This is a genomic window from Acinetobacter sp. WU_MDCI_Abxb74 (assembly GCF_025513915.1).
Taxonomy (GTDB): domain Bacteria; phylum Pseudomonadota; class Gammaproteobacteria; order Pseudomonadales; family Moraxellaceae; genus Acinetobacter; species Acinetobacter calcoaceticus_C.
Genome location: NZ_JAHPRP010000015.1, coordinates 42,621 through 57,762, shown reverse-complemented (window position 1 = coordinate 57,762; position 15,142 = coordinate 42,621). Strand labels below are relative to the sequence as shown.

Here is a 15,142-nt window from a genome sequence, read left to right as displayed (position 1 = left end):
GTTGAAATGGTTATGCCAGGTGACAACGTTGAAATGTCAGTAGAATTAATCCACCCGATCGCAATGGACCCTGGTCTACGTTTTGCGATTCGTGAAGGTGGTCGTACTGTAGGTGCTGGTGTTGTTGCGAAAGTAACTGCATAAGCATAGTATAGTGACGGATTACGTCTCAGATTGAGGGCTTTGGCTCTCAATCTGCATTATAGGTCAGTAGTTCAATTGGTAGAGCGTCGGTCTCCAAAACCGAATGTTGGGGGTTCGAGTCCCTCCTGACCTGCCATATTTTGAAATAAAAAGCTTGATGCTGGCTTAGTTGTTCATATAATAAGTCGCGAGTTCTACGACGAGTACAAAAATGTCGAATGATAAATCGCGTGACGCATTGAGCGACGCGCCAATTCCTCAAAGAAATAATTCTGCTGAAGTTGTTCGTTCTGGTTCGCCTCTAGATATTGTTCTATGGGTGATTGCGATTGCATTATTGGTTTTAGCTGTTATGGCGAATCAGTATTTACCAGCGCATTGGGCACCTGCAAACAATATTTGGGTGCGCGTTGGGGCAATTTTTGCTTGTATCGTTGTGGCTTTGGGTTTATTATACGCCACCCATCAAGGTAAAGGCTTCGTTCGTTTGCTAAAAGATGCACGAGTCGAATTGCGTCGAGTAACTTGGCCAACAAAACAAGAAACAGTCACTACATCGTGGCAGGTTCTATTGGTTGTAGTTGTTGCATCATTAGTTTTATGGTGTTTTGACTATGGTTTGGGTTGGTTAATTAAGTTGATTATCGGGTAAAAGAGCTATGAAACGTTGGTACATTATTCATGCCTACTCTGGCTATGAAAAACAAGTGTTACGTTCACTTACAGAACGAATCCAGCGTAGCGCTGTTGCTGATAGCTTTGGTGATGTCCTTGTTCCTACCGAAGAAGTGGTAGAAATGAAGGATGGTAAGAAACGTAAATCTGAGCGCAAATTCTTTCCTGGCTATGTGTTAGTCGAAATGGAAATGAATGATGATACTTGGCATATCGTTAAAGAATGTCCAAAGGTTCTAGGTTTTATCGGTGGTACACCTGAAAAGCCAGCACCAATCACTCAGCGTGAAGCAGATGCGATTCTTGCGCGTGTACGTAATACAGGTGAAGCACCACGTCCTAAGACGATGTTTGAGCCAGGCGAAGAATTACTTGTTATTGACGGCCCATTCACAGACTTTAAAGGTGTTGTGGAAGAAGTTCAATACGAGAAGTCACGTTTAACGTTGACGATTAACGTATTTAATCGACCAACTCAGGTTGAACTCGAATTTCGCCAAGTCGAAAAAACGATTTAATCTTAATTGGTTGAAAAACGCCCGATTTTATCGGGCATTGTTGTTGTAATAAAAGTGTAGCGTAAACATTGGGGAGCCTAGCGGCGTTTGTACCCAGAGGTATTTTAAAATGGCTAAGAAGATTGACGGCTATATCAAGCTGCAAGTTCCAGCTGGTAAAGCAAATCCATCTCCACCAATTGGTCCTGCATTAGGTCAACGTGGTGTAAACATCATGGCATTCTGTAAAGAATTCAATGCTGCTACACAAAAAGTTGAACAAGGTCTTCCAATTCCTGTAGTGATTACTGTGTACAACGACAAGTCGTTCACATTCATCATGAAAACTCCTCCAGCTTCTATTCTTCTTAAGAAAGCTGCTGGTATTCAAAAAGGTTCAGCTGTACCAAACAAAACTAAAGTTGGTAAGTTGACTCGTGCTCAGTTAGAAGAAATTGCGACTACTAAAGAACCAGACTTAACTGGTGCTGATTTAGACGCACGTGTACGTACCATCGCTGGTTCTGCACGTTCTATGGGCTTGGAAGTGGAGCTATAAGACATGGCAAAGTTAACTAAACGTCAAAAAGCCATTGCTGCTGCTGTTGAAGCAAACAAAGTTTACACTTTGGAAGAAGCGGTGCAAGTTCTTAACAGCCTACCTGCTGCGAAGTTCAAAGAATCTTTAGATGTGGCTGTAAATCTTGGTGTAGACCCGCGTAAATCTGATCAGGTTGTTCGTGGTGCGACTACATTACCTGCTGGTACTGGTAAAACTGTACGTGTAGCGGTATTTGCTCAAGGTGCGCAAGCAGAAGCTGCTAAAGAAGCTGGTGCAGACATCGTAGGTTTTGAAGACCTTGCTGAAAGCATCCAAGGTGGAAACCTTAACTTTGATGTTGTAATCGCTGCTCCTGACGCTATGCGTGTTGTTGGCAAGCTCGGTACAATTCTTGGTCCACGTGGTTTAATGCCAAACCCTAAAGTTGGTACTGTAACTCCTGATGTAGCGAATGCTGTTAAAAACGCTAAATCTGGTCAGGCTCGTTACCGTGTAGACAAAGCAGGTATTATCCATGCTGCGATCGGTCAGTTAGGTTTTGAAGCTGCTGCTATCCGTCAAAACGTTGAAACCTTAGTTGCTGACTTGAAAAAGTTAAAACCTGCAACTTCTAAAGGTGTATACATCAAAAAGATCACTTTGAGCTCAACTATGGGTCCTGGTCTTACTGTTGATGTAAGCAACGTTTCTAACTAAGTTTAAAACTTGGTCAAGAATTTTAAAGTCCTGATTGAGGGCAGGGTGTAAAGAATCATAGATTTTTTACACTCATTCAAAGTAATGCTTTGTTTCCTCACTCATCAGGCGGACTTTGAATTGATAAATGTAAATTTATCAGCGTCAAAGACCACAGGCGAAGAGACTTCTTTTGAATATCTTCTTAATAACCCAGCCTGCGTAGACGCGGTGGTGTGATTTATTCCTCCTCCGCGTGTAAGTCAAATCCTTGTTGACTTACGAATTGGGAGTGTACTTTTTTGAGTACATAAATCACCGTTAGGAGGTTTTACAATGGCTCTTCTTATTGAAAGCAAAAAACAGATCGTTGCTGAAGTGGCTCAAACTGCTTCTACAGCGTTCGCTGCCGTTGTTGCTGACTATCAAGGTTTAACTGTTGAGCAATTAACTGCTCTTCGTGTTGAAGCTCGTAAACTAGGTGTTGCTACACGCGTTGTGCGTAACACTTTGGCTAAACGTGCTCTTCAAGATACGCAATTTGCAATCTTGAATGACAACCTTGTTGGCCCAACAATCTTAGCATTCTCAACTTCTGAAGACGATATGGGTGCAGCTGCACGCTTGTTTGAAGAATTTGCTAAAACTAACAAAGCATTTGAATTAAAAGCTGCTGCATTTGACGGCAAACTTTATCAAGGTGCTGAAGTTAGTGTTATCGCAAACCTTCCAAACCAAGAAAAAGCGCTTACTATGCTCGCCTCTGTTCTTCAAGCTCCTATTTCGAAATTGGGTCGCTTACTTACAGCGCTTCAAGAGAAAAACGAGTCAGAAGCTGCTTAAGCTTAAATCTACTTCCACACCATTCAATACCCATTTGGAGTTAATCTCATGGCTTTAACAAACGAAGAAATCCTAAACGCAGTTGCTGAAAAAACTGTTCTTGAACTTGTTGAACTTATTTCTGCTTTTGAAGAAAAATTCAACGTATCTGCTGCTGCTGTAGCTGTAGCTGCTGCTCCTGCTGCTGCTGCTGCTGAAGAACAAACTGAATTCAACGTTGAGTTGACTTCTTTTGGTGCTAACAAAGTAGCGGTAATTAAAGCAGTTCGTGAAGCAACTGGCCTTGGTCTTAAAGAAGCTAAAGACCTAGTTGAAGGTGCTCCACAAGTTCTTAAAGAAGGCATTTCTAAAGAAGAAGGCGAAGAACTTAAGAAGAAACTTGAAGAAGCTGGTGCTACAGTTACACTTAAGTAATTGTAAAAGGAGTCGGTTTTTAAATCGGCTCCATAAAATGGCTGATGGCTCTTGGGTCATCAGCCTTTTTGCGTTACAATAATCGGCTCGATTTTTGTTTGTTCTGTACAATAATTGTCGTTTTTTGGAATAATTAGAGTAATTTCAAATGTTTACCAATATTTTTCTTTTTAAAAAATATTGTTAAGCGTTTTAATACCACTAAAAATTGCAGCATTTGTAAACAGTGGTGGCCATATCGGCCTGTGTAATTCCTTCTGAGCCCGTTCTGCAGGCGGGCTTGGTTTACTTTCCGAGGACTCCAGATGGCATACTCATATACCGAAAAGAAACGGATCCGTAAGAATTTTGGTAAATTGCCCCAAGTAATGGAAGCACCGTACTTACTTTCGATCCAGGTCGATTCGTATAGAACGTTCTTGCAAGGTGGCAAAACTCCAAAAAACCGCGAAGATATCGGTCTCCAAGCCGCATTTCGTTCAGTTTTCCCTATAGAAAGTTATTCTGGCAATGCTGCTTTAGAATTTGTTGAGTATAGCCTTGGTAAGCCTGAGTTTGATGTGCGTGAATGTATTTTACGTGGTTCGACTTATGCGGCACCAATGCGCGTAAAAATTCGTTTGATCATTAAAGATCGCGAAACTAAATCTATTAAAGACGTACGTGAACAAGAAGTCTACATGGGTGAAATGCCACTCATGACAGACAATGGTACCTTTGTGATCAATGGTACTGAGCGTGTAATCGTATCTCAATTACACCGTTCACCTGGTGTGTTCTTTGATCACGATAAAGGCAAAACACATTCAAGTGGTAAAGTACTTTATTCTGCACGTATTATTCCTTACCGTGGTTCATGGTTAGATTTCGAATTTGATGCAAAAGATTTAGTTTATGTACGTATTGACCGTCGTCGTAAATTATTAGCAACTGTTGTGTTGCGTGCATTGGGTTATAACAATGAACAAATCTTGAATTTGTTCTATGAAAAAGTACCTGTATATCTTGATATGGGTAGTTATCAAATTGACCTCGTTCCAGATCGTCTGCGTGGCGAAATGGCACAATTTGATATTGCAGACAATGACGGCAAAATCATTGTTGAACAAGGTAAACGTATTAATGCGCGTCACGTACGTCAAATGGAAGCTTCTGGTTTAGCTAAGCTATCAGTTCCTGATGAGTACCTGTATGAGCGTATCACTGCCGAAGATATTACTTTACGTAATGGTGATGTGATTGCTGCAAATACATTGTTAAGCCATGAAGTTATGGTGAAACTTGCAGAAGGCGGTGTTAAACAGTTCAATATCTTGTTTACGAACGATATTGACCGTGGTTCATTCGTTGCTGACTCATTACGTGCTGACACAACATCTGGTCGTGAAGAAGCATTAGTTGAAATCTATAAAGTAATGCGTCCAGGCGAGCCACCAACAAAAGAAGCTGCTGAAAACTTATTTAATAACTTATTCTTCTCTTCTGAACGTTATGACTTATCTCCAGTAGGTCGTATGAAGTTTAACCGTCGTTTGGGTCGCCCATACGAAGTTGGTACTGACCAGAAGTCACGTGAAGTAGAAGGTATTTTATCGCACGAAGATATCATCGATGTATTACGTACATTAGTTGAAATCCGTAACGGTAAAGGTGAAGTCGATGATATCGATCACTTGGGTAACCGTCGTGTACGTTCTGTTGGTGAAATGACTGAAAACCAATTCCGTGTTGGTTTAGTTCGTGTTGAACGTGCTGTTAAAGAACGTTTAAGCCAAGCAGAAACAGATAATTTATCTCCGCAAGATCTCATTAACGCAAAACCAGTTGCAGCTGCAATCAAAGAATTCTTTGGTTCAAGCCAATTGTCTCAGTTTATGGATCAAAACAACCCATTATCTGAGATTACACATAAACGTCGTGTTTCAGCGCTTGGGCCTGGTGGTTTAACGCGTGAACGTGCGGGCTTTGAAGTACGTGACGTACATCAAACTCACTATGGTCGTGTATGTCCAATTGAAACGCCGGAAGGTCCAAACATTGGTTTGATCAACTCGCTTTCTGTATATGCAAAAGCAAATGACTTTGGTTTCTTGGAAACACCTTACCGTAAAGTGGTAGATGGCCGAGTAACTGATGCTGTTGAATACCTTTCTGCTATTGAAGAAGTAGGTACTGTTATTGCACAGGCCGATTCTGCGATAGATAAAGATGGTAACTTAACAGAAGATTTTGTTTCTGTTCGTCACCAAGGTGACTTTGTACGTATGCCACCTGAAAAAGTGACGCATATGGATGTATCTGCACAGCAGGTTGTATCTGTAGCTGCATCGCTTATTCCATTCCTTGAACACGATGATGCGAACCGTGCATTAATGGGTTCAAACATGCAACGTCAGGCGGTTCCTACTCTACGTGCGGATAAACCGCTTGTAGGTACAGGTATGGAAGCGAACGTTGCACGTGACTCGGGTGTATGTGTGATCGCTAACCGTGGTGGTGCGATTGAATATGTAGATGCTTCTCGTATCGTTATTCGTGTAAACGAAGATGAAATGATTGCAGGTGAGGCTGGTGTAGATATTTACAATCTCATTAAATATACACGTTCTAACCAAAATACTTGTATCAACCAAAATATTATCGTGAATTTGGGCGACAAAGTTGCTCGCGGTGACATCTTGGCAGACGGTCCGTCAACAGATATGGGTGAGCTTGCGCTTGGTCAAAACATGCGTGTAGCGTTCATGACGTGGAATGGTTATAACTATGAAGACTCGATCTTGTTATCTGAGCGCGTGCTTCAAGAAGACCGTTTAACTTCTATTCATATTCAAGAATTATCATGTGTAGCGCGTGATACTAAGTTAGGTGCGGAAGAAATTACTGCCGATATTCCTAACGTAGGTGAAGCTGCACTTTCTAAACTTGATGAATCGGGTATCGTTTATATCGGTGCGGAAGTTACTGCTGGTGACATCCTTGTTGGTAAAGTAACGCCTAAAGGTGAAACTCAGTTAACTCCTGAAGAAAAATTGCTTCGTGCAATCTTTGGTGAGAAAGCAGCTGACGTTAAAGACTCATCTTTACGTGTTCCATCTGGTACTAAAGGTACAGTTATCGATGTTCAAGTCTTCACTCGTGATGGCTTAGAGAAAGATGACCGTGCGATGGCAATTGAAAAAGCACAGCTTGATGCTTACCGTAAAGACTTGAAAGAAGAATACAAGATCTTTGAAGAAGCAGCTCGTGAGCGTGTAATTCGTTTGCTTAATGGCCAAGAGTCTAACGGCGGTGGTTCGACTAAACGTGGCGATAAGCTCGTTGAAAGTATGCTATCTGGTTTAGAGCTTGTTGACTTACTTGAAATTCAACCTACAGATGAAGCAATTGCTGAACGTTTATCTCAAATTCAAGTGTTCTTGAAAGAGAAGAGCGCAGAAATTGATGAGAAGTTTGCAGAGAAGAAACGTAAGCTTTCGACTGGTGATGAGTTAACAACAGGTGTTCTAAAAGTTGTTAAAGTTTACCTAGCAGTTAAACGTCGCATTCAGCCTGGTGATAAAATGGCTGGTCGTCACGGTAACAAAGGTGTTGTATCTAACATTTTACCTGTTGAAGACATGCCACACGATGCTAACGGTGTACCGGTAGATATCGTATTGAACCCATTGGGTGTACCATCTCGTATGAACGTGGGTCAGATTCTTGAGACTCACTTGGGTATGGCGGCTAAAGGGCTTGGTGATAAAATCGAAAAAATGTTGAAAGAACAGCGCACAGTTTTAGAACTTCGCGAATTCTTAGACAAGATTTATAACAAAGTCGGCGGCGAGCAAGAAGATCTTGACAGCTTAACTGATGCTGAAGTCTTAGCTCTTTCTGGCAACTTACGTGCTGGTGTGCCTTTAGCTACTCCTGTATTTGATGGTGCTGAAGAAAGCCAAATTAAAGACTTACTTGAATTAGCTGACATTTCACGTACTGGTCAAACAGTATTGTTTGATGGTCGTACAGGTGAACAGTTTGATCGTCCTGTAACTGTAGGTTACATGTACATGCTCAAATTGAACCACTTGGTTGATGACAAAATGCATGCGCGTTCAACTGGTTCTTACTCACTTGTTACACAGCAACCGCTTGGTGGTAAAGCACAGTTCGGTGGTCAGCGTTTTGGTGAGATGGAGGTCTGGGCACTCGAAGCTTACGGCGCAGCATATACACTTCAAGAGATGTTAACTGTTAAGTCGGATGACGTTGAAGGTCGTACACGCATCTATAAGAATATTGTAGATGGTAACCATTATATGGATCCGGGTATGCCTGAATCGTTCAACGTATTGACCAAAGAGATCCGTTCTTTAGGTATCAACATTGAACTGAAAAATGGTGACTAAGTCGTAAGACTCACGATTTTTTAGGAAAAAACAATATTTGTGACCCAGTCGGGTAAGCGTTGCTTCCCGACACACGGAGAAAAAAATTGAAAGACTTGCTCGATATCATGCGTAAGAAAACGGACTCAGATGGTCATGCACCAATTGAGTTTGACCGTATCCGTATTGGTCTTGCGTCACCAGAAATGATTAAGTCATGGTCTCATGGTGAAGTTAAAAAACCTGAGACAATTAACTACCGTACTTTTAAACCAGAACGTGACGGTTTGTTCTGTGCCAAAATTTTTGGTCCAGTAAAAGATTACGAATGCTTGTGTGGTAAATACAAGCGTATGAAATATAAAGGCGTCATTTGTGAAAAATGTGGCGTTGAAGTAACTACAGCGAAAGTTCGTCGTGAACGTATGGGTCACATTGAACTCGCTTCTCCAGTTGCACATATCTGGTTCTTAAAATCGTTACCATCTCGTATCGGTTTATTACTTGATATGACGCTTCGTGATATCGAACGTGTATTGTATTTCGAATCATACGTTGTAACTGACCCAGGTATGACTCCGTTTGAAAAGTATCAACTTTTAACAGACGAAGAATACTTTAATGCACTTGAAGAGCACGGTGATGAATTCACTGCGAAAATGGGTGCAGAAGCGATTCAGGATTTATTAAAAGATATCGATCTTGAAGCTGAAATCGCACGTTTACGTGAAGAAATTCCTCAAACAACTTCTGAAACGAAGTTGAAAAAAGCGTCTAAACGCTTGAAATTGATGGAAGCATTCAACGATTCAAACAACAAGCCAGAATGGATGGTGATGAATGTACTTCCTGTACTTCCACCAGATTTACGTCCATTAGTTCCACTGGAAGGTGGTCGTTTCGCGACTTCTGACTTGAACGATTTATATCGTCGTGTCATTAACCGTAACAACCGTTTGAAGCGTCTTCTTGATCTTGCTGCACCAGACATCATCGTACGTAACGAAAAACGTATGTTACAAGAGTCTGTAGATGCATTGCTTGATAACGGTCGTCGTGGTCGTGCAATTACTGGTTCTAACAAACGCCCATTAAAATCTTTGGCAGATATGATCAAAGGTAAACAAGGTCGTTTCCGTCAGAACTTACTTGGTAAGCGTGTTGACTATTCTGGTCGTTCGGTAATTACTGTAGGTCCTACTTTACGCCTTCACCAATGTGGTCTTCCGAAGAAAATGGCACTTGAATTATTCAAGCCATTCATTTTCGCTAAACTACAAGCTTCAGGTCAGGCAACAACCATTAAAGCTGCGAAGAAAATGGTTGAGCGTGAGACTCCAGAGGTTTGGGACGTTCTTGCTTCTGTAATTCGTCAACATCCAGTAATGTTGAACCGTGCGCCAACACTTCACCGTTTAGGTCTTCAAGCATTTGAACCTATTCTTATTGAAGGTAAGGCAATCCGTCTTCACCCACTCGTTTGTGCTGCGTTTAACGCCGACTTCGACGGTGACCAAATGGCGGTACACGTTCCATTGACACTTGAAGCACAGTTAGAAGCTCGTGCATTGATGATGTCAACAAACAACATCTTGTCACCTGCAAATGGTGAGCCGATTATCGTTCCTTCTCAGGACGTTGTCTTGGGTCTTTACTACATCACACGTGATGCAGTAAATGCTAAAGGCGAAGGCATGGTGTTTGCTGATACTCACGAAGTAAACCGTGCACTTGCAACTGGTCAAGTTGCGATTCATGCTCGTGTTAAAGTACGTGTACATCAAACTGTTATCAATGAAGATGGTGAACGTGAACACGGAACTATTATTGTTGAAACAACACCAGGTCGCTGTCTGCTTTGGGAAGTTGTTCCACAAGGCTTAAGCTTTGACATGATCAACCTTGAGATGACTAAAAAGAATATCTCGAAGTTAATCAACTCTTGCTACCGTAAACTTGGTTTGAAAGATACAGTTATCTTTGCTGACCAGTTAATGTACTTGGGCTTCCGTCAAGCGACTCGCTCAGGTGTATCTGTAGGTATGGAAGATATGTTAATTCCACCTACTAAATACTCAATTATTGACAAAGCAGAAACAGAAGTTCGTGAAATCGAACAACAGTTCGAACAAGGTTTCGTAACTGCTGGTGAGCGTTATAATAAAGTTGTCGATATCTGGGCGCGTACAAACGACCAAGTTGCTAAAGCAATGATGGATAACTTGTCTTATACCGTTGTGAAAAACAAACAAGGTGAAGACGAGAAGCAAAAATCATTCAACAGCATCTATATGATGTCTGACTCTGGTGCCCGTGGTAGTGCGGCACAGATTCGTCAGCTTGCTGGTATGCGTGGCTTGATGGCAAAACCAGACGGTTCGATTATCGAAACGCCAATTAAAGCGAACTTCCGTGAAGGTTTGACAGTACTTCAGTACTTCATTTCAACACACGGTGCGCGTAAAGGTTTGGCCGATACAGCATTAAAAACTGCGAACTCTGGTTACTTGACACGTCGTCTTGTAGACGTAGCGCAAGATTTGGTAATTACCGAACCTGACTGTGGTACAGCGGGTGGTTTGGTAATGACTCCATTCATTCAAGGTGGCGATGTAATCGAACCATTACGTGACCGTGTATTAGGTCGTGTAACGGCTGAAGATGTTCGTCGTGCGTCTGATGATGAAGTTGTATTACCTCGTGGTACTTTAATTGACGAAAAAATCGCAGCTCATCTTGAAGAAGCTGGTGTGGATGAAGTCAAAGTACGTTCAGTAATTGCTTGTGAATCTGCTTTTGGTGTATGTGCTAGATGTTATGGCCGTGACCTTGCACGTGGTCACTTGGTTAACCCAGGTGAATCAGTAGGTGTAATGGCAGCACAGTCTATTGGTGAACCAGGTACACAGTTAACGATGCGTACGTTCCACGTTGGTGGTGCTGCGAGCCGAACTTCTGCTGCAAACAGTGTTCAAGTACGTAACAAAGGTACTGTACGTTTCCATAACGTGAAAACTGTACAACATGCAAAAGGTCACTTGGTTTCAGTTTCTCGTTCAGGTGAAATTGGTATTGCCGATGATTTAGGTCGTGAACGCGAACGCTATAAACTTCCTTACGGTGCAAGCATCTTGTTGAAAGATGGTGAATCTGTAGAAGCTGGCGGTATTGTGGCGACTTGGGATCCGCATACACATCCACTCGTTACAGAAGTTGCTGGTAAAGCACGTTTCAGTCAAATCGCTGATGGTGTAACTGCAACATCAAAAACTGATGATGCAACTGGTATGACTACCGTTGAAATCTTACCTGTAACGGCTCGTCCTGCTTCTGGTAAAGATTTACGTCCTGCAATCGTGTTGGATACAACAGATGGCGGCGAACAGTTCTACTTCTTGCCACAAAACACAATCGTAACTGTTCGCGATGGCGAAACGATTGGTGTGGGTGACGTTATTGGTCGTGTACCACAAGAAACATCACGTACTCGTGATATTACCGGTGGTCTTCCGCGTGTAGCTGACTTATTCGAAGCACGTAAACCGAAAGAACATGCAATTCTTGCTGAAGTTTCAGGTGTTGTAAGCTTCGGTAAAGAGACTAAGGGTAAAAACCGTCTGGTAATTAGCCCTGATGATGGTTCTGAGATCTACGAAGAATTGATTCCAAAATGGCGTCAAATCAACGTGTTCGAAGGCGAGCATGTGAACCGTGGTGAAACTGTTTCTGATGGTCCACAAAACCCGCATGACATCTTACGTTTGAAAGGTGAAGTTGCATTAACGAACTACATCGTGAACGAAGTTCAAGACGTATACCGTCTCCAAGGTGTAAAAATCAACGACAAACATATTGAAGTTATCGTACGTCAAATGTTGCGTAAAGTTGATATCACTGATGGCGGCGATACTAGCTTCATCAAAGGTGAGCAAGTGGATTACATCCGTGTTGTTCAAGAGAACCAAGCTGTCTTGGCTCAGAACAAGTTCCCTGCGAAGTTCGAACGTCTATTGATGGGTATTACTAAAGCATCGCTTTCTACTGACTCGTTCATCTCTGCTGCATCGTTCCAGGAAACAACTCGTGTGTTAACTGAAGCGGCTGTAACAGGTAAAGAAGATGATTTACGTGGCTTGAAAGAAAACGTTGTAGTGGGTCGCTTGATTCCAGCTGGTACTGGTCTTGCATACCACCTAGAACGTCGTCGTCAAGAAGCAGAAGCTGCTGAACATGAGCTTCACAATGACTTCAGCGAAGTAGACCAAGCATTCAGCCAAGCATTAAACTCAGAACAGTTCTAAGTTTAGATTGGCACTAAAAAAGGCACCTCAGGGTGCCTTTTTTATTTATAACAATTAAAAGTGGTAATTACATAAATATATTAAAGAGCCATTATTTCATTACTTAAGCGGGATAAACCCTTCACAAAAACATATTAGGCTACATGTTTATGAAGACTGGAGTAAATCTAATGAAAAAAATGATGATGATTGTTAGTGTTGGCCTCATGTCAACAACTTTGTTTGTTGGTTGCCAGAATGCAAGCCCAGAAAGTAAACGTATTGGTTCAGCTGCGATCGGTGGCGGTGCAGGTGGTGCAGTAGGGAAACATGTAGGCGGTAATATTGGTGCAGGTTTAGGAGCGGCACTTGGTGCAGGTGTTGCGGCTAATGCAAAAGGATCTAGTAGTAAAACCGTCCGTAATAGTGCAATTGGCGCTGGTGTCGGTGCGGTATTAGGTGGAGCAATCATTGGTGGCGACACTGGTGCTGCTACAGGTGGAGCACTTGGTGGTAGTGCAGGCGCAGCTTATGAAGAGAAGAAAGGGAAGTACTAAAAGTACCCTTAATAATGTTTAAAACTTAGAAGTCTTTATCTTATTAGAGGCTTCTTTTTTTATTTTTTATAATTAAAAATTTTCTTGATCATCATAAATAGAAGAGCTTTACAAAATATCAATCGATTAGGACAGATGAATAACACAATCTGACCAAATTCCTCATAAAAGAGGATTATTCTTTTTATTAGAACAGATAATAGTGAGTATGGTCATGAAAAAAACAATTGGATTAGTTTCTGCTTTAATGTTGTCTACACTTATGTTTACGGGTTGTCAAAATATGAGTCCATCTGACCAGCGTATTGGTGCAGCAGCAGCGGGTGGGGCATTAGGTGGCGGCTTGGGTAACCATGTAGGTGGTGGTGTTGGAGCAGGCTTAGGTGCAGCAGTAGGTGCTGGTGTTGGTTCAAATACCCAAGGCGGTAGTAAGCAAACCACGACTAAGAGCGCGATTGGAGCTGGGATCGGCTCTGTGGTAGGTAAAGCAATATTGGGTGGTGACTCTGGTGCTGCAATTGGCGGTGCGATTGGCGGTGGTGCTGGTGCAGCAATTGAAGAAAAAAGATAACACCGTATCGATTGAATAAAAATAAGCGCTTTTTAGCGCTTATTTTTATTGGGGGAAAGGTTTTGCTTTTTTACGTCTGATATAAAGCGTTTTTTTAACTTCAGCAATTCTTACCCCAGATTCATCAAAAATGTTTAAATGATAAGTTCTTAAAACAGGTTCGTAGTTGTCGGCAAGTTCACGAATTTGCTCAATTTCAGCCAAGTCGACTCGAATATCTGCATGCACAGTGCTTCGACCAGGGGAAAGAAAATTAATTTCAGCAGCTTTATCCCAAACAATATATTTTGATCCGAGATGATGCAGCAGAATCATCATATAAAATGGATCAACCATTGAATAAATACTGCCCCCGAAATGCGTTCCAACCAAATTTTGGTTTTTCCAAGTCAGAGGCATTTTTACTCGTACATGACAAAGTTCTAAATTCATGATTTCAATATAAATCCCTGCTCCTCGATAAGGAGGGTAGTGATTAAATAGAAATTTTGAAATCGTAGGATTGTTCTGAAGTCTTCTTAAAATAGCCATAATAGTCAATTTTTTTTATTGCAACAGTATTCATACTAGATAAGTATCATCTTTTTTATATTGATGGCAATGCTCTATCCGACTAACGACATGATCGATTGAAAAACAAGATAGGAAATGATTATGCAGCCAAAAGTTCATACAGTAACAACAAGTGACCAACAAACGCTTTGTGCCAAAACATGGGGCGACGAAAAAAATACACCGTTGGTTTTAGTACATGGTTATCCTGACAATCAAGAAGTATGGGAATCAATCATTGAGCATTTAATCAATGACTTTTACCTTGTCACCTATGATGTACGTGGGGCGGGCTTGTCATCTATACCAAAACGTATACGTGATTACCGTTTAGAGCGCTTATCTTTAGATTTACAAGAAATCGTTGATGAGTTATTGCCAAATCGTCAATTTCATATGGCTGCGCACGATTGGGGTTCTATCCAGTCTTGGGAGTCGGCAACAGAGCCTAAATTTAAAGGGCGTTTATTGTCATATACAACAATTTCTGGACCATGTCTTGATCATGCAGCCTTGTTCTTGCGTGATAAATTTAAATCTTCACCAGGTCAAATCTTAAAAATATTAACCAAATCTTGGTATATCGGTGCATTCCATCTTCCATTACTAGCACCAACAGTGTGGTCTCTTTTTAGTCCTGAAAAATGGGGGAAAGTTCTGACTAAGCTGGAGAGAAAAAGTAATTTACCTTTAAATAATAATATTAATGCAGATGGTAAATATGGCATTAATTTATATCGTGCCAATTTTATTCCTCGTTTAACTGGCCCACGTCAACGTTATGCGCAGTGTCCAGTTAAAGCGATCATTTTAAAATATGACACTTTTGTGAGCCCTGAATATATCACTGAGGCTATGCCAAAGTGGGTAGAAAAATTTGAATATGTAGAGCTTGAAGCAAATCACTGGGCAATTCTGAGTGAACCAGAAAAAATAGCGACTCATATTCGTCAGTTTATTAAGGCTCAAGCTTAATGATTGAGTGACTGCATAAAACAG

At 41.5% G+C, this 15,142-nt stretch carries 12 protein-coding genes, 1 tRNA gene and 1 pseudogene; 13 read left to right on the top strand and 1 reads right to left on the bottom strand.

Translation table 11 applies throughout. The features are described 5' to 3' along the window. The 12 genes and pseudogenes from KTH84_RS18030 to KTH84_RS17975 all read left to right on the top strand — a co-directional run. A pseudogene (locus KTH84_RS18030) lies at positions 1-144 on the top strand (elongation factor Tu); the annotation flags it as partial. A 60-nt stretch (positions 145-204) separates the two neighbouring features. Continuing rightward, positions 205-280, top strand: a tRNA-Trp gene (locus KTH84_RS18025). 75 nt (positions 281-355) lie between these two features. Then, positions 356-796 carry a preprotein translocase subunit SecE gene (gene secE / locus KTH84_RS18020; protein ID WP_004640737.1) on the top strand — a complete coding sequence of 147 codons (441 nt, stop codon included), beginning with the start codon at positions 356-358 and terminating at the stop codon, positions 794-796. Positions 797-803: 7 nt separating this feature from the next. Continuing rightward, complete coding sequence (nusG, locus tag KTH84_RS18015) at positions 804-1,337, top strand: transcription termination/antitermination protein NusG (RefSeq protein ID WP_003654499.1); 534 nt, start codon at positions 804-806, stop codon at positions 1,335-1,337. 109 nt (positions 1,338-1,446) lie between these two features. Continuing rightward, a complete protein-coding gene (gene rplK, locus KTH84_RS18010) occupies positions 1,447-1,875 on the top strand; it encodes a 50S ribosomal protein L11 (RefSeq protein WP_016139481.1) in 429 nt (142 codons plus the stop codon). A gap of 3 nt (positions 1,876-1,878) precedes the next feature. Continuing rightward, on the top strand, positions 1,879-2,574 hold the full coding sequence (gene rplA, locus KTH84_RS18005; protein ID WP_042894413.1) for a 50S ribosomal protein L1: 696 nt from the start codon (positions 1,879-1,881) through the stop codon (positions 2,572-2,574). 315 nt (positions 2,575-2,889) lie between these two features. Continuing rightward, positions 2,890-3,396 carry a 50S ribosomal protein L10 gene (gene rplJ / locus KTH84_RS18000; RefSeq protein WP_005037259.1) on the top strand — a complete coding sequence of 169 codons (507 nt, stop codon included), beginning with the start codon at positions 2,890-2,892 and terminating at the stop codon, positions 3,394-3,396. Between the two features lie 48 nt (positions 3,397-3,444). Continuing rightward, positions 3,445-3,810 (top strand): 50S ribosomal protein L7/L12, encoded by a 366-nt coding sequence (gene rplL, locus KTH84_RS17995; RefSeq protein ID WP_003654503.1) that lies wholly within the window; start codon positions 3,445-3,447, stop codon positions 3,808-3,810. Positions 3,811-4,115: 305 nt separating this feature from the next. Then, positions 4,116-8,204 (top strand): DNA-directed RNA polymerase subunit beta, encoded by a 4,089-nt coding sequence (rpoB, locus tag KTH84_RS17990; RefSeq protein WP_042894421.1) that lies wholly within the window; start codon positions 4,116-4,118, stop codon positions 8,202-8,204. Between the two features lie 86 nt (positions 8,205-8,290). Further along, positions 8,291-12,484 carry a DNA-directed RNA polymerase subunit beta' gene (gene rpoC / locus KTH84_RS17985; protein ID WP_042894425.1) on the top strand — a complete coding sequence of 1,398 codons (4,194 nt, stop codon included), beginning with the start codon at positions 8,291-8,293 and terminating at the stop codon, positions 12,482-12,484. 170 nt (positions 12,485-12,654) lie between these two features. Next, positions 12,655-13,020, top strand: coding sequence for a hypothetical protein (locus tag KTH84_RS17980; RefSeq protein ID WP_042894427.1), 366 nt, complete (start codon positions 12,655-12,657; stop codon positions 13,018-13,020). A gap of 214 nt (positions 13,021-13,234) precedes the next feature. Then, positions 13,235-13,591, top strand: coding sequence for a hypothetical protein (locus tag KTH84_RS17975; RefSeq protein WP_016139475.1), 357 nt, complete (start codon positions 13,235-13,237; stop codon positions 13,589-13,591). A 45-nt stretch (positions 13,592-13,636) separates the two neighbouring features. On the opposite strand, the gene KTH84_RS17970 is transcribed toward KTH84_RS17975, so the two are convergent. Further along, positions 13,637-14,122 (bottom strand): DUF4442 domain-containing protein, encoded by a 486-nt coding sequence (locus KTH84_RS17970; protein ID WP_133975721.1) that lies wholly within the window; start codon positions 14,120-14,122, stop codon positions 13,637-13,639. A gap of 117 nt (positions 14,123-14,239) precedes the next feature. Between KTH84_RS17970 and KTH84_RS17965 the strand changes: the two genes are divergently transcribed. Continuing rightward, complete coding sequence (locus tag KTH84_RS17965) at positions 14,240-15,118, top strand: alpha/beta fold hydrolase (protein WP_262474565.1); 879 nt, start codon at positions 14,240-14,242, stop codon at positions 15,116-15,118. Positions 15,119-15,142 lie beyond the last annotated feature (24 nt).